Genomic DNA, 23,229 nt, shown 5'->3' with positions numbered 1-23,229 from the left:
TTTTGGTGATTAAATTGCTAGCAGTGAGAACCAGTATGCCAAGGTTGCCACCGCGAAACCCAAGATCAGCCATAACCAAGAGGCCGACTGAAACAGCGCCAGTGCCACAATAAACAGCACTACCGTGATAAATATCTTCGTTACTTCGGCCTTCACATGCGACCGGAAAACTTTTTTTGGGTCATTTGTTCCGCCCGCAACAATCATCGCGTACATCAGACTCCCGATGACTGCGATTGCTCCGCCATAGGCGGCCGACCAAGCTTTGAGTACTCCGCCCAAGTTCCAGGCGAGCAAGGCGAAACCAGTGACGATAGTCAACTGGAGGGCGACAACTTTAAACATCGGCCTGGAATGACTCGTCGATTTACTCACTGCGAGCTCCAAAAAAAGCCGATAAAACCCAAAGACGCGTGATTATATGTGTCTTTCATGTATCGCGTCAAACATTGCTGCACCGCAGCAGAGCATTTTGTGCGCGAATGAGACGCTTTTATAAACATTTCCAAACGCTTTGCACCACTTTGGTACCAGTTCGCTGTTTGACGGTTTTTTGACTTTGGGTCAACAAAGGCGACTGTCGGGCGACAGCCGCCGATGTCATGTCCGGGCTTTTTCGGCCTACGCGCGCAATCTTGCTAAAACGCCATCCAGGATATCCAGGTCGGCAAAGTCGATGATCATCTGGCCACGACCCTTGGTGCCCATCTTGAACACCACCGGCGTGGCCAGCTTGTCGGACAGTTCTTCTTCGAGCCGCACGATGTCGCCGGACTTTTCTTTCTGACGCGCCTCAGTTGGAGACGCCTTTTGATCTTCCAAGGTCTTGGCGACTAATTTTTCCGTCTCGCGCACCGACAGCCGTTTGGCGATGACCATGTTGGCAAGATTGATCTGCGACGCCGCGTCGACCGACAACAGCGCGCGCGCGTGGCCCATGTCGATATCGCCGGCCATCAGCATGGTTTGCACGGCCGACGCCAGATTCATCAAACGCAACAAGTTCGACACCGCGCTGCGCGAACGGCCGACGGCGCTGGCCGCCTGCTCGTGCGTGAAACTGAAATCGGTGATCAGGCGATGGATGCCCTGCGCCTCTTCCAGCGGATTCAAATCCTCGCGCTGCATGTTCTCGATCAGCGCCATCGCGGCGGCGGCCTGGTCGTCCACGTCGCGCACCAACACCGGGAGCACTTCCAGACCGGCGATTTGCGCGGCGCGGAAACGGCGCTCGCCGGCGATGATCTCGTACTTGATTTCGCCGGTCAGTTTATTGGTGCCGACCGGACGCACCAGGATCGGCTGCATGATGCCCTGGCTTTTGATCGACGCGGCCAGTTCCTGCAGGCCGCCCTCGTCCATGCGCGTGCGCGGCTGGTACTTGCCCGCCTGCATCTGGGTGACATTCAGTTCGGACGGGGTGTTGGCGTCCGCCGTGGTCAGATCGCCGTCGCCGCCGAGCAGCGCTTCGAGGCCGCGACCGAGGCCCTTGAGTTTTTTGGTTGCCATGATGTGGGAATCTCTACGTTACATTTTTTTGATGCGCGCGACCATCTCGGCGCCGAAGGCGATATACGCCTGCGCACCCTTGGAGGATGGATCGAACGTTACGCCGGGCAAACCGTACGAAGGCGCTTCGGCCAGACGCACATTGCGCGGAATGATGGTTTTGAAGACTTTGTCGCCGAAGTGCTGCTCGAGCTGCGCCGACACCTGCTGCGACAGCGTCATGCGCGGATCGAACATCACGCGCAGCAGGCCGATGATCTTCAGGTCCGGGTTCAGGTTGGCGTGCACCTTCTTGATGGTGTTGACCAGATCGGACAAGCCTTCCAGCGCGTAGTACTCGCACTGCATCGGGATGATGACGCCGTGCGCGGCGCACAGGCCGTTCAGGGTCAGCATCGACAACGCCGGCGGACAGTCGATCAGGATGAAGTCGTACTCCTTGTCGACGGCGGCCAGCGCGTCCTTCAGGCGGCGCTCGCGGTTGTCCAACGAGACCATCTCCACTTCGGCGCCGGCCAGCTCGCGGTTGGACGGCAGCACGTCGAACTTGCCCGGCTCCGAACGCTGGCGCGCGGTGGCCACGTCCGACTCGCCCAGCATGACCTCATAGGTCGACGCGGGCAGCCCCGCCTTGTTGATGCCCGCGCCCATCGTGGCGTTGCCTTGCGGGTCCAGGTCCACCAGCAGCACGCGCTGGTTCAGCTTTGCCAATCCGGCGGCCAGGTTGACGGTGGTTGTTGTTTTGCCAACTCCACCTTTTTGATTCGCTACGCAGAAAATTTTTGCCATGTAGTTCTTATCGATCTCTTTTGGTTTCGGACGCCGAGGTCTCGTTTTTAAAATAATTATTTATACTGTTTAAACTATATAAACGATTTATACTGTTTATACGGTATAAACGATTTATACGATATAAACGATTTATACGGTTTCTGCCTCTATGAAAACAAGATGGCGTTCCGCCTCCAGTCCCGGCACCGTCAAAGGCTCCAGTTTGCGCACTTTCCATGGCTCTGGAAGCCGCTCCCGTTCGTCCTCTGGAGCCGTGCCTTTCAAGGCGATAAATCGCCCGCCCTCTTGCAGCAGATGCCCCGACCAGTTGACGAAGTCCGACAGGTCCGCAAAGGCGCGCGACGTGATCACATCGAATTTGGTCTTCACTTCCAGCTGCTCCACGCGTTTGGTGTACACCGTCACGTTGGACAGGCCCAGCTCCGCCTTCACCTGGTTCAAAAACGCGGTCTTCTTGTGCACCGTATCGATCATCGACACCTTCATATCCGGACGGCTGATGGCCAGCACCATGCCCGGCAAGCCACCGCCCGCGCCCACATCCAGCACGTTTTTCGTGCCCGCGAAAGCGGGGACGGCGGCCAGCGAATCGAGCAAATGCAGGGTCACCATCTGCATCGGATCGCGCACCGACGTCAGGTTGTAGACCGAATTCCACTTGTTCAGCAGCGCCAGATAGTCCAACAACTTCTCCACCTGCTCGTCGTTGAGGTCCAGCTTCAGATCCTTGATGCCTTGTTTTAAAACATCCGCGACAACGACACGGTCGAACACCTTCATTGCACTGCCTCGTCTTTCTGCGCGTTTTTATCGTTGAGGTAGCCGCCGAAACCGGCTTTTTTCAGGTGTACCAGCAGCAGCGAAATCGCCGCCGGCGTCACACCGGAGATGCGCGACGCCTGGCCCAATGTTTCCGGACGCTGCGCGTGCAGCTTCTGGCGCACTTCCACCGACAGCGCGGTGATGTCCAGATAGCCGAAACCTTCCGGCAATTTCAAGTTTTCGTAGTGCTCGTGGCGCTCCACTTCCTTGGTCTGGCGGTCGATATAGCCCGAATATTTGAGCTGGATTTCGACCTGTTCGCGCACCGCGTCGTCGCTCACGCCGGGGCCGGCGAGCTCGCGGCCGTCGATGCCGGACAGGCTCATCAGCTTCTCGTAGTCGACGCCGGGACGGCGCAACAGGTCCGCCAGCGAGTACTCGCGCTCGATCGCTTGACCAATAACGCGCTCCGATTCGGCCGCTTCCAGGATGCGTGGATTCACCCACGTGGAACGTAAACGCTCCAGTTCCAGCGCAACCGCTTCGCGTTTTTTCTCGAACGCTTCCCACTGCGCATCGCCGACGCAGCCCAGTTTGCGGCCGATTTCGGTCAGGCGCATGTCGGCGTTATCTTCGCGCAGGCTCAGGCGGTACTCGGCGCGGCTGGTGAACATACGGTAGGGTTCCAGCACGCCCTGCGTGACCAGATCGTCGACCAGCACGCCCAGATACGCCTCGGAACGGGCCGGCGTCCAGGCTTCCTTACCCTGGGTTTGCAGCGCCGCGTTGAGGCCGGCAAGCATGCCCTGCGCCGCCGCTTCCTCGTAGCCGGTGGTACCGTTGATCTGGCCGGCGAAGTACAGGCCGCTGACAGCCTTTGTTTCCAGCGATGCCTTGAGGCCGCGCGGGTCGAAATAATCGTATTCGATAGCGTAGCCTGGGCGCAGGATGTGGGCGTTTTCCATGCCCTTCATCGAGCGGACGAGGTCGATCTGAACGTCGAACGGCAGGCTGGTCGAAATGCCATTTGGATAGAATTCGTTGGTCGTCAGGCCTTCCGGTTCCAGGAAAATCTGGTGCGATTCCTTGGCCGAAAAGCGGTGGATTTTGTCTTCGATCGACGGGCAATAACGCGGTCCTACACCTTCGATCACGCCCGTGTACATCGGGCTGCGGTCCAAACCGGCACGGATGATGTCGTGGGTTTTGTTGTTGGTGTGCGTAACCCAGCACGGCATTTGCGCCGGATGCATGGCGGCATTGCCCATCACCGAGAACACCGGCACCGGATCGAGGTCGCCGGGCTGTTCGGTCATCAGCGAGAAATCGATGCTGCGCCCATCGATGCGAGGGGGCGTGCCGGTCTTTAAACGGCCCTGTGGCAGCTTTAATTCCTTCAGGCGGGCAGACAGCGAGATCGCCGGCGGATCGCCTGCACGGCCCGCTGAGTAGTTCTGAAGGCCCACGTGGATCTTACCGTCGAGGAAGGTGCCGGCCGTCAGCACGACCGCCGGCGCCAGGAACTTCAGGCCGATCTGCGTGACGGCGCCGACCACGCGGTCGCCTTCCACCATCAGATCGTCCACCGCCTGCTGGAACAGCCACAGGTTGGGCTGGTTTTCCAGGCGCGAGCGGATGGCTGCCTTGTACAAAATACGGTCGGCCTGGGCGCGGGTGGCCCGTACCGCCGGGCCTTTGGACGAGTTCAGGATACGGAACTGGATGCCCGCTTCATCGGTGGCGATCGCCATGGCGCCGCCCATGGCATCGACTTCCTTGACCAGATGGCCTTTGCCGATACCGCCGATGGAGGGGTTGCACGACATCTGGCCCAGGGTCTCGATGTTGTGCGTCAAGAGCAAAGTCTTCTGCCCCATGCGGGCTGAAGCGAGGGCCGCCTCGGTACCGGCGTGACCGCCACCGACGACGATGACGTCGAAATTAGTTGGAAATAACATGATGGAATTGGGTAAAAGCGAAGGGATCAAGCACAGATTATAAAGTCTTTTGGAAGCTGCGACTTTTTTAGGCAAAATATTTTCCTCGTAATCGCATCATTGTTCCACGTGAAACAATGAAAAAAAGGGATGCTTGTCATCAAACAAGCACCCCTTTTCTAGTCACCACTGTTCCACGTGGAACAATCTACCAACGTATCCATGCGTCGTAACCGGTCTTCACGATCAATATCGACACCACCACAAGGAACAGTTTGCGGACAAAACCGCTGCCGTGTTTCATCGCCAACCGGCTGCCGATGACAGAACCGGCGACTTGGCACACAGCCATCATTGCACCAAGTTGCCAAATCAGGTGACCGCTGTAGCCAAACCACACAAGCGCCGACAAGTTGCAGGCAACGTTGACAACCTTGGCTACAGCCGATGCGCCGAGGAAGTTGAAGCCGAAAATCCGCACGAACAGGAAGACCAAAAAGCTGCCCGTACCCGGACCGAAGAAGCCATCGTAAAAACCGATGCCCGAGCCGATCAGCAGCGCCAGCATCTGCTCTTTTCGCCCGGTGTGCAACGGCGCGTGCACGCTGCCGAAGTCCTTCTTGGCAAAGGTGTAGATCGCTACGGCCAGCAACACGATAGGAAGGACGGTGCGGAAAAAGTCTGGCGAAACCTTGGTGACGGTATAGGCGCCAAAGAACGAGAAGATCAGCGCGGCAAACGCGGCCGGCGCGGCGACCGTCCATGCGATCGCGACACGTCGCGCATAGCTTACCGCCGCGACGCCGGTGCCGGCGATGCTGGCCAGCTTGTTGGTGCCGATAATCGTTGCCGGCGCCATGTTGGGAAATATCGAAAACATTGCCGGCAGCTGTATCAACCCGCCACCGCCGACCACCGCATCCACCAAACCGGCGCTGAACGCCGCCAATCCCAACACTGCATACTCAACCATATCAACGCCAATCCAAGCTTTCTAAAAGGCATATTGTACGGAATAAATTGCCGCCGGTTCATGCAGATCCGGCATAGCCCAAGTGCACAGGCGAGCCGTCATCATGTAAGCTTTCACGTGAAATCCACCACGTCACGGGACCGCAGCCATGAACGATTTCCCAGCATTCAGTTTCAGCACCGTCGCCCAGATCGTCTCCGAATTGGGCGCCGCCGGCAAATTAGGCGAGTACGTCACACAGCGCTTTCCGGCCGCCAAACGCGCCCTGCTCGTCACCGACCCGGGCTTTTTGAAGACCGGCTTGGTCGACGCACCGGTGGCCAGCCTGCGGGCCGCCAACATCGCAGTCGAGATTTACGCCAACGTGATGGCCGATCCACCCGAGCACATCGTCCTGGAAGCCGTTGACACGGCTCGCGCACACGGCACAGATATCGTCATTGGTCTGGGCGGCGGAAGCTCGATGGACGTCGCCAAGCTGATCGCTGTGCTGGCGGGAGGTGATCAGGCGATCGGCGCGATCTACGGCATCGGCAACGTCAAAGGCGGACGGCTGCCGCTGGTCCAGATACCGACCACTGCGGGGACCGGCTCTGAAGTCACCAACATCGCCATCGTCACAACCGGCGCTACCACGAAAATGGGTGTCGTAGCGCCACAACTCTATGCCGATATGGCATTGCTCGACGCCGAATTGACCCTGGGCTTGCCGCCACTGGTCACGGCCGCCACCGGCATCGACGCCATGGTCCACGCGATAGAGGCTTACACCAGCCGCCACAAAAAGAATCCGCTGTCCGACATTCTGGCGCGCAAAGCGTTGGGCCTGCTATCGGCCAACCTGATTCCAGCGTGCGAGAACGGCCGAAACCTGGCCGCGCGGCAAGCGATGCTGCTGGGAGCGATGCTAGCTGGACAGGCGTTCTCTAACGCGCCGGTAGCGGCGGTACACGCCCTCGCCTACCCGATCGGCGGCACGTTCCATGTGCCACATGGCTTGTCGAATTCGCTGGTGCTGCCGCACGTGTTGCGCTTCAACCTGCCAGCGGCGGCGGGTCTGTATGCGGAGCTGGCTGAGATTGTTGTGCCGCATGTCAGCGGCAGCGTGGAGGCGCGCGCGGAAGCCTTGGTTGTTGCGATGCAACAAATAGCAACCATCACGGGCATAGAGCGGACCTTGCAGCAGGTCGGCATCAAGGAAACGGATCTGGACCAACTGGCGGATGACGCCATGCTCCAGACCCGTCTATTAGGAAACAACCCCCGCACCGTCACACGCGACGATGCGAGGGCGATTTACGCGGCCGCGTTGTAGTCGGCGGCCTTACTGCGGAACATCCACCGTCGTGCCGTTGACGGTGATGAGGTTGCCCGGCGGCGGCGCCAGGAGGATAGGCGGCACGTTGGTCACTGTCATCGGGGTGGCCGCGTCCGGCCGCGTCACCGTGCGCACCACTTGTGACGGCGGCAGCGGAACGCTCGGATTGCGCAAATGCGCCATCATCGCGTCCAGCGCGCGGAACAGATAAATGTGCAACGGCACGATGTTCTGCGGGAAGACGCTGGTGAAGGCATCGAAGTGGTTGGCGTTCAACACCTCGATGTAGCGCAGTTTGCTGGCCCCACCCTCGGCCACCGCGTTCAAGCCCAGATAGGCGCGCGAGTTGAAGTTCACCACCATCAGCGTGTCGCTGCGGCCGGCGGCGATGATCGCCGGTTTGCCGTGCAGGTTGCCGGTCGCCAGAACTTCTTGGGCGCCGGCACGCACGCGCGCGCTCTGCTCCGCCAACGTCCCGGTCAGCGCGTTGCCGTTGACCGGATCGATACCGGTCGCCAGCGCGCGCAGGCACAGGAAGCCGTCGAGCGACTGGTCGGCCAGATTGGTGCTCGGCGACACGCCCACATTGTATGCCTTGGCCCCGCCGACCGACGCTTCATAGATCGGCGTACCGATGATACCGTTCTGGGTGGCAAAGCTGCTGGCGCGCTGCGCAGGCGTGAACGGCACCGGCGAGCCGGTCGCGTCGGTCGATGCGAACGTGAAGCCGCACAACTGGTCCGTGGCCGAGAAGCGTCCATAAGCATTGGCGTAGGTCACGGCGACCAACACCGTGGTCAGCGCGTGCGACGCCTGCAGCACGTCCGAATCCGGCAACCAGCCGTAGGCCCTGAGCCGCACGCGCGCATCCTCCTGTTGAGCCGCCAAAGTGGCGCCCGTCAGCAAGCCCTTGGCGACCAGCGCCGTGCAACGGCCGGGCGCAGCCGCCGTGGAGGCGATGCAGGGCTGGTACAGCGCGGCATAGGTCGAGTAATCGATCAGCCACTTGCCCTGCCCCGTCACCGGCGCCCCGTTCTGGCGGATGGTGTACCCGGTCGCGGTGCGCGGCTGGATCTGCGGCTCGGTAGCGGCCACGCCGTCGATCAGGCCCTTGGTGTCCTGCTCGGCGGCCAGCAAGGCCGAGGCGGCGCCATTGGAGATGCTGGAGCCGATCGTGATGGTGTTGGCGGGCGTGAAACGCACGACGTGATGAGTGTTGTCCCTTGCGTATCTACCGTACTGCTCATTGAGCATGTAGAACGCGAACTCGACCGCTTGCAACGTGTGCTTGCCCCAGTCCTTCTCCGGATTCTGCTGTGAGTGCGCGTGTTTGAAAGCAATGCGTCCTGGCTTACTGCTGGCGAAGGCTGCGCGGTCGGCGTCGCTGATAGCGGGCGTGAAGTTGGAGTTCTTGCCAGCCGTCGTGCGCGGTGCGCGCTGTCCGTTCTGCAAGTTCACGGCGTCGTCGTCGAAGGTGTAGAGGCCGGTGCCGGAACCCTTGTCGGTATAGGCGACCGCGCACTTGTTCTTCAGCCCCCATTCGCCGGACGTGCCGATGGCGCCGTAGACCCCGCGCGAGCCGCTCGACGCGCCCGTGATGATGCAGGGATTGTTGGCGTCGAAGCTAGCCGGTATCTGCACCATCAGGGTCACGTTCTGATTGCCGCTGCCATCGTCGGCGTAGGCAATGAACTCGCTGCCGGCGATCTTGCCCTCGCCGGTCGTCGCTGCGCCGTTGACGTCCACGTTCGGGCCGTACAGACGGCCGAAGCCTGCGGCCGAGCTGATGTCCTGGATCGCCCGGTAATTGGCATGGATGGCGTTGCGGCGCAGTTCGGCCGGGGTCGGATTCGCGGGGTCGGCGTAGGCCGGCAACGGACCGGCCAGGCCGGTCGCGCCCAGGCCGGCGGTCAGCAAGTCGTCGCTGACGCCGTCGTAGGTTTTGGCGGTGACGGTGCCGAGAAAACTCGGACGGTCGTTGATAATTTCCGGCTCGTCATCGTGATGCGATCCACAAGCGGTCAGTGCGATGCCGGCCAGCGCCAGCACGATTTTCTTCGTATGCATGTCATCCTCTTTTTCTAATAAGACTCAAAGCAACAGACGGACTACCCCCACTCCGGCCAAAGGCCAGATAAAAAATTTACTCTTGATTTGAAAAGGACGCCGGGCAGAACGCCCGGCGTCTGTGCTAGATCATGCAGGCTTCTTGTTGCCGAGCTTGGCGACGATTTCGCCGATGATTCCGCGTCGGAATAACAACACGCAGACAATGAAAATCAGGCCAATCACCATGGTGACGGCTTCGCCGATGGTGTTGAACCATTCAATGCCGGTGAGCTGGGTCAGGTAGATGCCCCAGTCGCCCAATTTGTTTTCCAGCATGATGATGATCACCCCGCCCAGGATCGGACCGGCCAGCGTGCCCATGCCGCCCACCAGGGTCATCAGGATCACCAGGCCCGACATGGTCCAGTGAACGTCGGTCAGGGTCTCGAAGCCCTGCACCAGCACTTTGGTCGAACCCGCGAGGCCGGCCAGCGCGGCCGACAGCACGAAGGCCAGCAGCTTGTACTTGTCGACGTCGTAGCCAAGCGAGATGGCGCGCGGCTCGTTCTCCTTGATGGCCTTGAGCACCTGGCCGAACGGCGAGTGGACAATGCGCACGATCAGCGCAAAGGCCAACACCGCGATCGCCAGCACGAAGAAGTACAGCGCGGTGTCGTTGGACAGGTCGATCATGCCGAGCAGTTTTCCACGTGGAACGCCTTGCAGGCCGTCCTCGCCGCCGGTGAACTCGCCGGCGCTCAGGGCGCCAAAGAACACCATCTGCGCCAGCGCCAACGTGATCATCGAAAAGTAAATGCCTTGGCGGCGGATCGCCAGCCCGCCCATCACCAGGCCGAGCAAGGCAGCGCCAACGACGCCGGCCAGAATGCCCAGCTCGGTCGGCCAGCCCCATACCTTGAGCGCATTGCCGGCGACATAGCCGGCACCGCCGAAGAAGGCGGCGTGGCCGAACGACAGCAAGCCGGTGAAGCCGATGAGCAGGTTGAAGGCGCAGGCGAACAACACAAAGCACAGCAGTTTAGCCAGGAACACCGGATAGCCGATGAACGGCGCCGACAGTGCGATCGCGAAAGCGATGATATAACCGATTTTCTTGTTCATCCGTCCCTCCTATTTTTCTTTACCGAACAAACCAGCCGGACGGATCAGCAACACCACGACCATCACCAGGAACACCACCGTCGACGAAAACGGCGCATACACGACCTTGGTCAAGCCTTCGATCACACCCAGGCCGAGGCCGGTAAGAATCGAACCCATGATCGACCCCATGCCACCGATCACCACAACAGCGAATACGACGATAATCAGGTTCTGACCCATCAGGGGCTGCACCTGGATGATCGGGGCCGCCAGCACCCCTGCAAAGCCCGCCAAAGCGACGCCGAAGCCGTAGGTGAGCGTGACCATCAGCGGCACGTTGATACCGAACGCTTCCACGAGCTTCGGATTCTCGGTGCCGGCGCGCAAATAGGCGCCCAGTTTGGTCTTTTCGATCACGTACCACGTGGCCAGGCAGACGACCAGAGAGGCCGCGACCACCCAGGCGCGGTAGTTCGGCATCACCATGAAGCCGAGGTCGGTGGCGCCGGCCAGCGCGTCGGGCACCTGGAACGGCTGGCCCGAGACGCCATAGAACGAACGGAACACGCCTTCGACCAGCAAGGTGATGCCGAACGTCAGCAGCAGGCCGTACAAATGATCGAGTTTATACAGATGACGAAGCATGGTCTTTTCGATAACGATGCCGAATACGCCGATCAGCAGCGGCGCCAGTATCAGCATGGTCCAGTAGCTCAGACCGAAATAAGTCATCCCCATCCAGGCCACGAAGGCGCCCATCATGTACAGGGCGCCGTGGGAAAAGTTAATAACGTTGAGAAGGCCAAAGATGACGGCCAGGCCGAGTGACAGCATCGCGTAGAAGGAGCCGTTCACCAGCCCCAGCAGCAGCTGGCTCATCCATACGCTCAAGGGATAGCCGAAAATTTCCATGAGATCACAGTCTAAAGAGTACCTGGCCGGACGGCGAGGCGGAATACGAGGACAAGAACAGGGACAAAAACGAGCACAACGATCAACGAACGATCAACACATGAAACGGACCGGCCCCTCGCCACGCGGAGTGGCGCTGCGCCGGCCCTGTGCACAACTCAGCTTATTTCCACAGGCTGCATTTGGTTTCGGCCTTGGTGGCGTACGCCTGGTCGCCCGGAATGGTGGCCACGACCTTGTAGTAATCCCATGGATATTTCGATTCCGACGGCTTCTTCACTTCCATCAGGTACATGTCGTGCACCATGCGGCCGTCCGGACGGATCACGCCGTTCTTGGCGAACATGTCGTTGATCTTGGTAGCTTTCAGATGGGCCATGACCTTGTCGGAGTCGTCGGTACCCACGGCCTTGACCGCTTTGAGGTAGTTGGCGGCGGCCGAGTAGTCGGCGGCCTGCAGCATCGACGGCGACTTCTTCATCTTGGCGAAGTAGCGCTTCGACCAGTCGCGCGTTTCCTGGTTCTGGTCCCAGTACCAGCCGTCGGTCAGGTACATGCCCTGCGTCAGGTTCAGGCCCAGCGAGTGGACATCGTTGATGAAGATCAGCAAACCGGCCAGCTTCATCTTCTTGGTGATGCCGAACTCGTTGGCGGCCTTGATCGAGTTGATGGCGTCGCCGCCGGCGTTGGCCAGGCCGAGGATCTGCGCGCCGGACGATTGCGCCTGCAACAGGAAGGACGAGAAGTCCGACGCCGACAATGGATGTTTAACCGAACCCATCACCTTGCCGCCGGCGGCCTTGACCACGTCCGACGTATCCTTTTCCAGCGACTGGCCAAAGGCGTAGTCGGCGGTCATGAAGTACCAGTTTTTGCCGCCCTGCTTGACGATCGCGCCGCCGGTGCCGCGCGCCAGCGCGATGGTGTCGTAGGCGTAGTGCACGGTGTAAGGCGTGCATTCCTCGTTGGTCAAACGGGCCGAGCCGGCGCCGATCGAGATGAAGACTTTTTTCTTTTCAGCGGCGACCTTGGCCATCGCCAGGTTGGCGCCCGAGTTGGTACCGCCGATCAGCATGTCCACGCCCTGCTGGTCGAACCATTCGCGCGCCTTGGAGGCGGCGATGTCGGCCTTGTTCTGGTGGTCGGCGGAAATGAACTCCACCTTCTTGCCGGCGATGACGACGCCGGCGTCCGCGATCGCCATTTTGATGGCCTCGGCGCCGCCGGCGCCGTCGATATCCGTGTACAGGCCCGACATGTCGGTGATCATGCCGATCTTGATGGTGTCGCCGGACACCTGGGCTTGCGCGGCAAAGGACAGGCCCAGTGCGCAGATGGCGGTGGCGGCGATGGTGATAGCTTTGAGTTTCATTTTGTCTCCGTTCGAATAGTCGTGATATCGATTTTGTATAGTCACAGAACGATGAAGTAGTTTTCTACACGCCAAGCAGCTCGGTCAGCACCGGCATTTTGTCGCTCAATTCGGATGAAACAAAGGTCTCGACGATCTGACCGTGCTCCATCACATAAAACCGGTCCGCCAGCGGCGCGGCAAACCGGAAATTCTGTTCCACCATGACGATGGTGTAGCCCTTCGATTTCAAGGTGGTGATCATGCGCGCCAGGCCCTGCACGATGACCGGCGCCAGCCCTTCCGAAATTTCGTCGAGCAGCAACAGGCGCGCGCCGGTGCGCAGGATGCGCGCCACCGCCAGCATCTGCTGCTCGCCACCGGACAGGCGGGTTCCCTGGCTGTGCTTGCGCTCCTCCAGATTGGGGAACATCGCGTAGATTTCCTTGATCGACATGCCCTTGTCGCCGGTCGACAACTGCGGCGGCAGCATCAGGTTTTCCTCGGTCGACAGCGACGCGAATATGCCGCGCTCCTCGGGGCAATAGCCAACGCCGAGGTGGGCAATTTTATGGGTCGGGAAACCGATCGCCTCGACGCCGTTGATCTTGATCGAACCCTTGCGCGCGCCGGTCAATCCCATAATCGCGCGCAGGGTGGTGGTGCGGCCGGCGCCGTTGCGTCCCAGCAGCGTCACCACTTCGCCGGGCTGCACCGTCAGGTTGACGTCGTGCAGAATGTGCGACTCGCCGTACCAGGTTTGCAGGTTGGAGATTTGCAGGGCGGCCGTCATCAATGGGCTCCTTCCAGCACGGCGGCTTCGGTGCCCATGTACGCTTCCATCACTTGCGCGTTGCGCGAGACCTCGGCGTAGGTGCCCTCGGCCAGCATGGCGCCGCGCTGCAAAACGGAGATTTTGTCGCAGATGCCGGACACCACTTTCATATTGTGTTCGACCATCAAAATGGTGCGACCGGCCGAGACTTTTTTGATGAGGTCGGTTACGCGGTGCACGTCTTCGTGACCCATGCCCTGGGTCGGTTCATCGAGCAGCATCAGCTCCGGCTCCATCGCCAGCGTGGTGGCGATCTCCAAAGCGCGCTTGCGCCCGTAAGGCATATCGACGGTGACGGTGTCGGCGAAGTCGGTGAGGTCGACCTCGGCCAGCAGCTGCATCGCGCGATCGTCGAGCTTGTTTAAAGCCCGTTCGCTCTGCCAGAAATGGAAGCTCGTCCCCAGCTGGCGCTGCAATCCGATGCGGACATTTTGCAGCACCGTCAGGTGCGGGAAGACCGCTGAAATCTGAAACGAACGGATCACGCCCATGCGGGCGATCTGCGCCGGCTTGGCGGACGTAATGTCTTTTTCGTTAAACAGGATCTGACCCGAAGTGGGCACCAGGAATTTCGTGAGCAGATTAAAACATGTTGTTTTACCGGCGCCATTAGGGCCGATCAGCGCGTGAATGTGACCGCGCTGCACTTTCAAATTGACGTCGTTGACCGCAGTAAAACCCCTGAACTGCTTGGTCAAGTTCTTCGTTTCCAAGATAACACCGGACATCCTGTCTCCCTTGCTTTTATGGTTCAAGGTACAAATTTTTTTTAGATCATACAGAGTAAAAAATTAGCTAACAATACAGTATAACTACTACTTACTTTTGATCTAACGCTAACCAGCGGTCTCATCATTTCCAGGCTGAACGGATCATTTCTGAAGCTTTTTCGGCGATCATGATGGTGGGGGAGTTGGTGTTGCCGGAGGTGATGAAGGGCATGATGGAGGCGTCGACAACGCGCAGACCGGCGACGCCGATGACGCGCAATTCGCTATCGACGACGGCGGTGGGATCGTCGGCGCGGCCCATCTTGCAGGTGCCGACCGGATGGAAGATGGTGGTGCCGATATGGCCCGCCGCCTCCGCGAGTTCTTCCTCGGTGCGGTAGTGGATGCCGGGCTTGTATTCTTCCGGCGTGAATTTTTTCAGCGCGGGAGAAGCGACGATCTGGCGCGTCAATGTCAGCGCCGCCGCCGCCACTTTGCGGTCCTCGGCGGTACTCAAATACATCGGCGAAATCTTGGGCGGCGCGTACGAGTCGGCGCCGGCGATATGCACGTGGCCGCGCGAGGTCGGACGCAGGTTGCACACGCTGGCGGTGAACGCGGGGAAGGCGTGCAAAGGGTCGCCGAATTTTTCCAGCGACAGGGGTTGCACGTGATATTGAAGATTGGGTGTCGGTTGATTGGCATCGGAACGGGCAAACGCGCCCAGCTGCGACGGCGCCATCGACATCGGACCGCTCTGGAACATCGCATACTCCAGGCCGATCTTCATTTTGCCGAACCAGTTGGATGCCATCGTATTCAGTGTGCGGGCGCCGCCGCCGAGCTTGTAGACCATGCGCAGTTGCAGATGGTCCTGCAGGTTTTCGCCGACGCCCGGCAGGTCGGCCAGCGGTGCGATGCCGTGGTGGAGCAGCCTGGTGGCCGAGCCGATACCGGAGCACTGCAAAATCTGCGGCGAACCAACGGCGCCAGCGGCCAGCAAGGTTTCTTTCGCGGCCATCGCGTGGTACTTGGTACCGCCGCCGGTGAAAATCACGCCTTTGCACACCGGGCCCTGGTCGCTCATTTCTATCTGCAAGCGTTCCACGTGACAGCCTGTCATCACGGTCAGATTCGGCCGGCCCGATACCGGCTTTAAAAAAGCCTTGGCAGTGTTCCAGCGGATGCCGCGCTTTTGATTGACTTCGAAATAGCCGCAGCCGGCGTTGTCGCCGCGATTGAAATCGTCGACTTTGGCGATGCCGGTCTGTTCGGCCGCATCGCGGAACGCGTCGAGTATCTGCCACGACAGGCGCTGCTTTTCGACGCGCCACGGCCCGCCCGCGCCATGGTCTTCGGAAGCGCCACCGTGATAATCCTCGCTCTTTTTGAATAGCGGCAGCACCGCGTCCCAGCGCCAGCTGGCGTCGCCGGTCAGGTCGGCCCAGCGGTCGTAGTCGCCGGCCTGGCCGCGCATGTAAATCATGCCGTTAATGGAGGAACTTCCGCCTAACACTTTACCGCGCGGGTAAAGCAGGCTGCGGCCGTTCAGGCCAGCGTCGGCTTCTGTGCGGAACATCCAGTCGGTGCGTGGATTATCGATGCAATGCAAATAGCCGACCGGGATATGGATCCAAACATAATCGTCCCTGCCGCCCGCCTCGATCAGCAAGACATCGGCGTTTCTGTCCGCGCTTAAACGGTTTGCCAATACGCAGCCAGCCGAGCCTGCCCCAATGATGATGTAATCGTAGTCGCCTGCTGATTCCAAAAACTGCTCCTCCAAGGATGACGCGGTAGGCCGGGGCGTTGCGCTCTCTCGGCTGTTACGGCTTAGTCTACGCTGCGTTCATCTCCGATAGCAATGTTTCGACCAGCTTGGCGACGGACATCGGCCGTGCGCGCGCGACACCGGTGCCGCACCACAGCGACATCAACTCGGTGTCCCCGCGTTTGGCGGCTTCAGCGCGAATCGGCGAAGTTAGCGCGTTTTGCACTGGGTATGCAGGAAGTTGAGATTCCACCGATTCCAATTGCTGCATCACGCGATTGACCAGGCCGCGGGCGTAGCGGCCGGAAAAGGTGCGCGTCAGACGGGTCGGATGGTCGCCGGCCGTCAACAACCGTTGTTTGTAGTGTGGGTTAATTGCCGATTCGTCGGTCACCAAAAAAGCGGTTCCCATTTGTACCGCCTGGGCGCCGGCGTCCAGCGCGCGCTTGATGTCAGCGCCATCCATGATGCCGCCGGCGGCGATGACGGGAATATCCACTGCTGCCAATATCTTCGGCAGCAACTCGAAGGTTTTCAACGTCGCCGCTTCCTGCGCGCCAATGAAGGTGCCGCGATGGCCGCCCGACTCCGTACCTGAAGCGATCACGGCATCGGCGCCCCTGCTTTGCCAGGCGATGGCCTCTTCCGCATGGGTAATCGTACCGACCACCACAATGCCGGCGTCGTGCAAGCGCTGGATTTGCTCCGCACTGAGGATGCCGAAAGTAAAGCTTGCGACCGCCGGCCGCAGTTCGATCAGCGCCTCGAACTGGGCGGCGAAGTCTTCGCACCATTTGGTTGGCATGGGTAGCTCGCTCCAGCCAAGCGACGACCAGAGCGGTTTCAGCCATTCAATGGCTTGCGCGATGTCGGCAGGATCTGGCTGTGGAGTCTCCAAAACGAAAAAGTTGAGGCAAAACGGCTTATCGGTCAACGCACGGATCTGCGCGGTGTGTTCGCGGATCGCAGCGGGAGAAAGTAAGGAGCAAGCCAGCGATCCCATCGCGCCCGTGTTGGACACGGCGGCGACTTGGGCAGGAGTATTGGGGCCACCAGCGGTCGGACCCTGAACAATGGGAAGCGGAAAGACAGAAGTCAGATTCATCATATTTCTCACTTTGAGGCCACTTACCCCTGTGGATAAGTCTATGGATATCCACAGGCACGGTATGTGAGTAAACAAAAAATTTCCGGGAGTCCGTTTTGTTATCCCAAAACAGTTCTTTGATCATACACGGCTTGCAAGCCTGCTTATGAAGTTCGTAAACGCCTGATTTTAAGCTGAAATGAGGACTTATCCACAGAAAAGTATCTACGTTAACAACTACTACTATTTTTATATATACATCTTTAGAGTAAACCATAGTTCGTGCGGAACGAACAAAACCCAAAAATCGCGGCGCAAGCGCCTGAAGACCTTTGTTCAAAAAGAAGTCGCAAAAACCGAAGGGAGATGGCTTGCAGGCAACTGACGACTTGCAAAACAAAAACTTGCTGCGTAGACACGTACGGAGGATTAGACCGAAGGTAGTCATCCGCCATGGTTGAGCCGTCAACGATTCTGGCGATTACGTTTCGCCAATCAGCCCTACCATGATAGTGCTGGAAAGCATGAAAACCCCTGCAAAACCGCAGCGCCTGTGTATAACTAACTGGATATCCACAGGATGAGTTGTGCGTAAGCACGTAGTTATCCAAGGGCCGACATTTTATACAGAATTGCTCCGTAAATGTTACAGCGCTTATGCAAGTGCTTATCTTTCGCGTAAACCGATGATTCGTAAACGTATACAGAACTTATCCACAGCTAAATGCCCGTTTACTACTACTACTATTTTTTATATATATCTTTGTAAACTACTAAACCTTGAAAAGCGAAAAACGACCCGAAAACCCAAAAAAGAGCAGATTTCTGACGAAATCTGAGGCCCTCTTCGTGGGCAAAGACCCGTTTACACAGCAAAAAACGCCTTAAAATCGACCGTTTTTTGCTTCGCACTGTGGAAAACTCGCAGGAAGTCCACAGCCATCTTTACGAACTCAGAGGAAAAGCATGCGTTTAGGCATCATTAGTGCGTTGGCTGAAGAACAGCATGGGCTGATAGAAGCCCTTGAAAGCCCCTACAAGCACGTCCATGGCATGAGGGAGTACACCACCGGGAAACTGTGGGAAATCGACGCTGTGTGCGTCCTGTCGCGTATAGGCAAGGTTGCAGCAGCCATGACAGCCGCAATCCTTGTGGAAAAGTTCGGAGTTACCCACATCGTCTTCACCGGCGTTGCCGGAAGCGGGGATAAAAACGTCAAAGTGGGAGATATCGTCGTGGCGGAAGCGTTGGTTCAGCATGATTTCGATGCCAGCCCGTTGTTTCCCAAGTTTGAGATCCCGCTAACGGGGTTGTCGCACTTCGCCACCGACATCGCTTTGACGGACAGATTGGCAATCGCAGCCGCCAAAACGACGCGTGTGCATCGTGGCTTGATCGCCAGTGGCGACCAGTTCATTGGAAAACTGGCGCAGATCCAGGCCATCAAAGCTGGATTGCCTGAATTATTGGCAGTGGAAATGGAAGGCGCCGCCGTGGCGCAGGTGTGTTTCGAGCTGGGCATACCGTTCGCGGTGATCCGAACGATCTCCGACAATGCCAACGATGACGCCGCCGTGGACTTCATGCATTTCATCAAAACGGTGGCATCGCGCTACGCGTTCGATGTTATTCACAACTTCTGCAAGCCGCAATAACCCGGGCTCCGGATAAAAAAGGGCCGGGTTTCGATCCCGGCCCTTCGTTTTTCACCGCTTGTTTTTTTATGCGTCGAGCGTCATCAGGCTGGCGTTGCCGCCCGCTGCGGTCGTATTGACGCACAGAGCCCGCTCAGCAAGCAAACGCCACAGGGGGATGGCCCCATCCTCGTTGGTGTCGATCAAGCTCACCAGGGCGCCGCTACGGGCCGCCAGTTGGCTGTAAAGACTGCCCGCCAGCATCGATTCCACCAGCGCGATCTGGAAATCACCTTCAAAACCGTTTAAATCGGCTACCGGCTTGATGCGGTCCTTCACCGTTGACGGCAAATCGACAGGCATCAGCTTGGCCGTTTCGCCTGCGAGAAGGGCGATGTTACCAGTGGCGAGTACCGCTGCCAGCTGGTTCAGCAGACCGTCCTGCGTCGCGGCGGCACACAGCACTGCGCCGCGCGGCAACAGCGCCAGCGTGTTGCGCTCGCCGGTCGGGCCTGGCAGCACTGTCAGACTGCCCAGCATCGTCGTGCGGCTGTATTGATCGGCCAGCTTGGCGGCACCGTCACGGCCGTTCTTTTGTGCCCAGTCGGTTAGCGCGTCCAGCGCCGGTGTCGCCTGGCGCTCGTGCTGGTGTTGCAGCGTGGCGGTGGCGCCGCGCTGCAGACGTTTCAGGTACAGCGGACCGCCGGCTTTCGGGCCGGTGCCGGATTTGCCTTCGCCACCGAACGGTTGCACACCCACCACCGCGCCGACAATGTTGCGATTCACGTAGATATTGCCGACGTGTGCGTTCGAGCTGATGTAGTCGATCGTTTCATCGATGCGCGAATGCACGCCCAGGGTCAGGCCGAAGCCGCTTTCGTTGATTTGCTTGACCAGCTTGGGCAATTCCGCGCGCTTGTAGCGGATCACGTGCAGAACCGGACCGAAGACTTCTTGCGTCAGTTCCGACAGCGAACGGATCTCCAGTACCGTCGGCGGGACAAAAGTGCCGGCAGTGATCACGCTCGACGGCAGATCCAGCGAGAAGTAATTCACCGCCGTGCCTTTAAGCTTGTTGATGTGCGCCAGCAGATTTTGCTGCGCTTCGGCGTCGATCACGGGGCCGATATCGGTCACCAGGCGGTCCGGGGAGCCGACTTTCAGCTCCAGCATCGCGCCTTTGAGCATTTTGATGGTCTTGTCGGCGATATCTTCCTGCAGGAACAGCACGCGCAGCGCGGAACAACGCTGGCCCGCGCTGTCGAAAGCGGACGAAATCGCATCCTGCACGACCTGTTCCGGCAAAGCCGACGAGTCGACGATCATGGCGTTCTGTCCGCCGGTCTCGGCGATCAACGGAATTTCGGCGTGCTCGGCCGCTGCGCGCTTGGCCAAAGTGCGGTTGATCAGCTGCGCCACTTCGGTCGAGCCGGTGAAAATCACGCCTTTGACGCGTGGATCGGCGGTCAGCGCGGCGCCGACCACTTCGCCACGGCCCGGCAGGAATTGCAGCGCGGCGCGCGGAATACCGGCTTCGTGCAGCAGCTCGACGGCCCGGTGCGCAATCAGCGGCGTTTGCTCGGCCGGTTTGGCCAGCACCACATTGCCGGCCGCCAGCGAGGCGGCGACCTGGCCGGTGAAGATGGCCAGCGGGAAGTTCCACGGGCTGATGCAGGTGACAGGACCCAGCGCCAGGGTGTTGGCCGAACTGGCGACCTCGGCCGCGTAGTAACGCAGGAAGTCGACCGCTTCGCGCAATTCGGCGATCGCGTTCGGCAACGACTTGCCGGCTTCGCGGATCGCCAGGGTCATCAGCTCCATCGCGTTTGCTTCGAACAGGTCGGCGGCGCGGTTCAGCGCGGCTGCGCGCTCGGAAGGTTGCGTGGTCTGCCAATCCATCGCGAAATTGCTGGCGCTGATGAGCGCGCTGTCGACGTCGGTGGTGGTGGCCTCGACCAGTTTGCCGACGATATCGCTGTGCTGGGCCGGATTGGTGACATCCTGCACCGGCTGGCCGACGCTGACCCCGCCCGCCAGCAGCGGCGACGCGTACCAGGTGCGTGGCAGCGCCAGCGCTGCTGAAATATTACGCAGCACATCCTCGTTGGCCAGGTCGAACCCGGCCGAGTTCTTGCGCTCCGCGCCAAACATGGCTTGCGGCAGCGGAATGCCGGCGTGCGGCTGGCCGCCCTGCTCACGCGCCATGGCGACCGGGTCCTTGATCAGCGATTCGATCGGAATCGCTTCGTCGACGATCTGGTTGACGAATGACGAGTTGGCGCCGTTCTCGAGCAGTCGGCGCACCAGATAGGCGAGCAACGTTTCATGGGTGCCGACAGGCGCGTAGATGCGGCACGGCTTGTCCAGGTTGTCCTTGCCGACGACCTGGTCGTACAGCGATTCGCCCATGCCGTGCAGACACTGGAATTCATAGTCGGTCACGCCATCACGCTTGGCCCACGTGTAGATCGTCGACAAGGTTTGCGCGTTGTGGGTGGCGAACTGCGGGTAGATCACGTCGGTCGCGCCCAGCAGCTTTTGCGCGCACACCAGATAGGAAACGTCCGTGTAGACCTTGCGCGTGTAGACCGGGTAGCCGCTCATGCCGTCCACTTGGGCGCGCTTGATCTCGGCATCCCAATACGCGCCCTTGACCAGGCGCACCATGAATTTGCGGCCGCTGCGCTTGGCCAGGTCGATCAGGAAATCGATCGCGAATGGGCAGCGCTTTTGATACGCCTGCACAACAAAGCCGATGCCTTCGAAACCGGCCAGTTCCGGGTCGTAGGCAAGCGCTTCCATCAGGTCCAGCGACAGTTCCAGACGGTCGGCCTCTTCCGCATCAATGTTCAGGCCGATGTTGTAGTGCTTGGCCAGCAGTACCAGTTGACGCATGCGTGGCAGCAATTCCTCCATCACCCTGGCGCGCTGGGCGCGGCTATAGCGCGGATGCAGCGCGGACAGCTTGACCGAAATGCCGGGACCGTTTTTGATGCCGCGACCGTTCGACGCCTTGCCGATCGCGTGGATCGCCGTTTCGTACGAGGCATAGTAGTTTTTGGCGTCGGCCTCGGTCAGCGCCGCCTCGCCCAGCATGTCATATGAATAACGATAACCGCGCGCCTCGTTGGCCTGGCCGTTCTTGATGGCCTCGTCGATGGTTTGGCCGGTGACGAATTGATTGCCCAGCATGCGCATCGCCAGGTCGACGCCTTTGCGGATCAGCGGCTCGCCGCCCTTGGAGATGAGCTTGGTCAGTGCCGAGCCCAGGCCGGTTTCGCTGTTCGTGCTGACCAGTTTGCCGGTGATGAGTAGACCCCAGGTCGCCGCGTTGACGAACAGCGACGGCGACTCGCCCAGGTGCTTGCGCCAGTCGCCTTTGCTGATTTTGTCGGCAATCAGGCGGTCGGCGGTGGCATTGTCGGGAATACGCAACAGTGCTTCCGCCAAACACATCAGTGCGACACCCTCTTCCGACGACAGCGAAAACTCGTGCATCAAGGCGTCGACACCGGAGGCGCGGGTGCGCTGTTCGCGCACCGAGCTGACCAGTTTATGGGCCAGTTGTTGGGCTTGCTGCAGGCTGCCGGCGTCGTTGTTTTTGATCTGATCCAGCAACCATTGAACCGCGCTCACTTCGTCTCGCCGGTAGGCCGCCGTCACTGCTGCGCGCAGTGGAATCGGGTCGCGCAGGATTTCGGCCTGTAACGCTGCGAAGGGGGTGAAAACGGACGGATCTGCTGCTTGCATGAATGGCTCTCAGAATAATTATTTAGGTGCGTCCACTTACAAAAACACGCTCTGCAAGCGGATAGCTTGAGAGCGTGAATTGAGGTTGAATCGTGGTCTCGAATCGTGAACTGCTGATGATTCGATTGTAAAGTGAATTCTTCTGGATTAATTCTGGTATTACAGGGGACTAGCAATAGATTGTTTTTAGTGAGACAATTTAACCAAATAATATTTATTTGGGAGTTCCCGGAAATGTTAGACAAGATCAGCAAAAAAATCTTGATGGAGTTGCAGAGCGATGGTCGCATCAGCAACGTGGAGCTGGCGGCGCGTGTGAATTTGTCACCGGCCGCTTGCCTGGAGCGCGTGCGCAAATTGCACGAGTCCGGCTACATCATGGGCTACACCGCGCAGTTAAACCCCCAACTGCTCGACGTTTCACTGCTCGTCTTCATCGAAGTCGTGCTCGATCGCACGACGCCCGAAGTCTTCGACGCCTTCAAACACAGCGTGCAGGTCATTCCGGAAGTGCTGGAATGCCACATGGTCGCCGGTGGCTTCGACTACCTGGTCAAGGCCCGGGTCAAGGACATGGCCGCCTACCGCGAATTCCTGGGTAAAACCCTGCTCCAAAAAGGTGTGCGGGAAACCCACACTTATGCCGTGATGGAAGAAGTCAAGAATACCACCAAGTTACCGATAAAGTAGTATGTAGGAAATAAAATTACTTGCTGCGCGCCAAGCGCCGGGGT

General features: G+C 59.3%; 18 protein-coding genes. 3 read left to right on the top strand and 15 right to left on the bottom strand.

Features of this window, described 5'->3' with window-relative positions; genetic code table 11:
• Window positions 1-9: 9 nt before the first annotated feature.
• The 6 genes from ACZ0BA_RS23030 to ACZ0BA_RS23005 all read right to left on the bottom strand — a co-directional run bounded on the left by ACZ0BA_RS23030 (window position 10) and on the right by ACZ0BA_RS23005 (window position 5,973).
• Complete coding sequence (locus ACZ0BA_RS23030) at window positions 10-375, bottom strand: ATP synthase subunit I (RefSeq protein WP_463453485.1); 366 nt, start codon at window positions 373-375, stop codon at window positions 10-12.
• 246 nt (window positions 376-621) lie between these two features.
• Entirely contained in the window at window positions 622-1,509 is an 888-nt protein-coding gene (locus ACZ0BA_RS23025) for a ParB/RepB/Spo0J family partition protein (protein WP_463453484.1), read from the bottom strand.
• 18 nt (window positions 1,510-1,527) lie between these two features.
• The gene (locus ACZ0BA_RS23020; protein WP_090324157.1) at window positions 1,528-2,298 is read right to left on the bottom strand and encodes a ParA family protein; all 771 of its coding nucleotides are present in this window, start codon (window positions 2,296-2,298) and stop codon (window positions 1,528-1,530) included.
• A gap of 132 nt (window positions 2,299-2,430) precedes the next feature.
• Complete coding sequence (rsmG, locus tag ACZ0BA_RS23015) at window positions 2,431-3,081, bottom strand: 16S rRNA (guanine(527)-N(7))-methyltransferase RsmG (protein WP_463453483.1); 651 nt, start codon at window positions 3,079-3,081, stop codon at window positions 2,431-2,433.
• A complete protein-coding gene (gene mnmG / locus ACZ0BA_RS23010) occupies window positions 3,078-5,021 on the bottom strand; it encodes a tRNA uridine-5-carboxymethylaminomethyl(34) synthesis enzyme MnmG (protein WP_463453482.1) in 1,944 nt (647 codons plus the stop codon). Before mnmG ends, rsmG begins: the two co-directional genes overlap by 4 nt.
• A 187-nt stretch (window positions 5,022-5,208) precedes the next feature.
• Window positions 5,209-5,973 carry a TSUP family transporter gene (locus ACZ0BA_RS23005; protein WP_463453481.1) on the bottom strand — a complete coding sequence of 255 codons (765 nt, stop codon included), beginning with the start codon at window positions 5,971-5,973 and terminating at the stop codon, window positions 5,209-5,211.
• Between the two features lie 148 nt (window positions 5,974-6,121).
• On the opposite strand from ACZ0BA_RS23005, the gene ACZ0BA_RS23000 reads away from it, so the two are divergent.
• Complete coding sequence (locus tag ACZ0BA_RS23000) at window positions 6,122-7,288, top strand: iron-containing alcohol dehydrogenase (RefSeq protein WP_463453480.1); 1,167 nt, start codon at window positions 6,122-6,124, stop codon at window positions 7,286-7,288.
• Between the two features lie 9 nt (window positions 7,289-7,297).
• Here the strand turns inward: ACZ0BA_RS23000 and ACZ0BA_RS22995 are convergent, their stop codons facing one another.
• The 8 genes from ACZ0BA_RS22995 to ACZ0BA_RS22960 form a co-directional block, all read right to left on the bottom strand.
• Entirely contained in the window at window positions 7,298-9,358 is a 2,061-nt protein-coding gene (locus ACZ0BA_RS22995) for a 3-hydroxybutyrate oligomer hydrolase family protein (RefSeq protein ID WP_463453479.1), read from the bottom strand.
• 129 nt (window positions 9,359-9,487) lie between these two features.
• Window positions 9,488-10,462 (bottom strand): branched-chain amino acid ABC transporter permease, encoded by a 975-nt coding sequence (locus ACZ0BA_RS22990; RefSeq protein WP_463453478.1) that lies wholly within the window; start codon window positions 10,460-10,462, stop codon window positions 9,488-9,490.
• 9 nt (window positions 10,463-10,471) lie between these two features.
• On the bottom strand, window positions 10,472-11,356 hold the full coding sequence (locus tag ACZ0BA_RS22985) for a branched-chain amino acid ABC transporter permease (protein ID WP_463453477.1): 885 nt from the start codon (window positions 11,354-11,356) through the stop codon (window positions 10,472-10,474).
• Window positions 11,357-11,519: 163 nt separating this feature from the next.
• Window positions 11,520-12,728, bottom strand: a complete 1,209-nt coding sequence (locus ACZ0BA_RS22980; protein WP_463453476.1) for an ABC transporter substrate-binding protein — start codon at window positions 12,726-12,728, stop codon at window positions 11,520-11,522.
• Between the two features lie 64 nt (window positions 12,729-12,792).
• Window positions 12,793-13,500, bottom strand: coding sequence for an ABC transporter ATP-binding protein (locus ACZ0BA_RS22975; protein WP_463453475.1), 708 nt, complete (start codon window positions 13,498-13,500; stop codon window positions 12,793-12,795).
• Entirely contained in the window at window positions 13,500-14,270 is a 771-nt protein-coding gene (locus ACZ0BA_RS22970; protein ID WP_463454813.1) for an ABC transporter ATP-binding protein, read from the bottom strand. The genes ACZ0BA_RS22975 and ACZ0BA_RS22970 overlap by 1 nt, the downstream gene beginning before the upstream one ends.
• A 124-nt stretch (window positions 14,271-14,394) precedes the next feature.
• Complete coding sequence (locus ACZ0BA_RS22965) at window positions 14,395-16,023, bottom strand: GMC family oxidoreductase (protein WP_463453474.1); 1,629 nt, start codon at window positions 16,021-16,023, stop codon at window positions 14,395-14,397.
• A gap of 67 nt (window positions 16,024-16,090) precedes the next feature.
• Window positions 16,091-17,128 (bottom strand): NAD(P)H-dependent flavin oxidoreductase, encoded by a 1,038-nt coding sequence (locus ACZ0BA_RS22960; protein WP_463454812.1) that lies wholly within the window; start codon window positions 17,126-17,128, stop codon window positions 16,091-16,093.
• Between the two features lie 948 nt (window positions 17,129-18,076).
• Here ACZ0BA_RS22960 and ACZ0BA_RS22955 point away from each other — a divergent pair.
• Window positions 18,077-18,766 carry a 5'-methylthioadenosine/adenosylhomocysteine nucleosidase gene (locus ACZ0BA_RS22955; RefSeq protein WP_463453473.1) on the top strand — a complete coding sequence of 230 codons (690 nt, stop codon included), beginning with the start codon at window positions 18,077-18,079 and terminating at the stop codon, window positions 18,764-18,766.
• 66 nt (window positions 18,767-18,832) lie between these two features.
• Here the strand turns inward: ACZ0BA_RS22955 and putA are convergent, their stop codons facing one another.
• Entirely contained in the window at window positions 18,833-22,495 is a 3,663-nt protein-coding gene (gene putA, locus ACZ0BA_RS22950) for a trifunctional transcriptional regulator/proline dehydrogenase/L-glutamate gamma-semialdehyde dehydrogenase (protein ID WP_463453472.1), read from the bottom strand.
• A gap of 234 nt (window positions 22,496-22,729) precedes the next feature.
• Between putA and ACZ0BA_RS22945 the strand changes: the two genes are divergently transcribed.
• Complete coding sequence (locus tag ACZ0BA_RS22945) at window positions 22,730-23,185, top strand: Lrp/AsnC ligand binding domain-containing protein (RefSeq protein ID WP_008443393.1); 456 nt, start codon at window positions 22,730-22,732, stop codon at window positions 23,183-23,185.
• The last annotated feature ends 44 nt before the right edge of the window (window positions 23,186-23,229 follow it).

The organism is Duganella sp. AC917 (assembly GCF_979258245.1).
The sequence above is the reverse complement of the archived record's forward strand: the minus strand, read 5'-3'. Positions and strand labels throughout refer to the sequence as shown.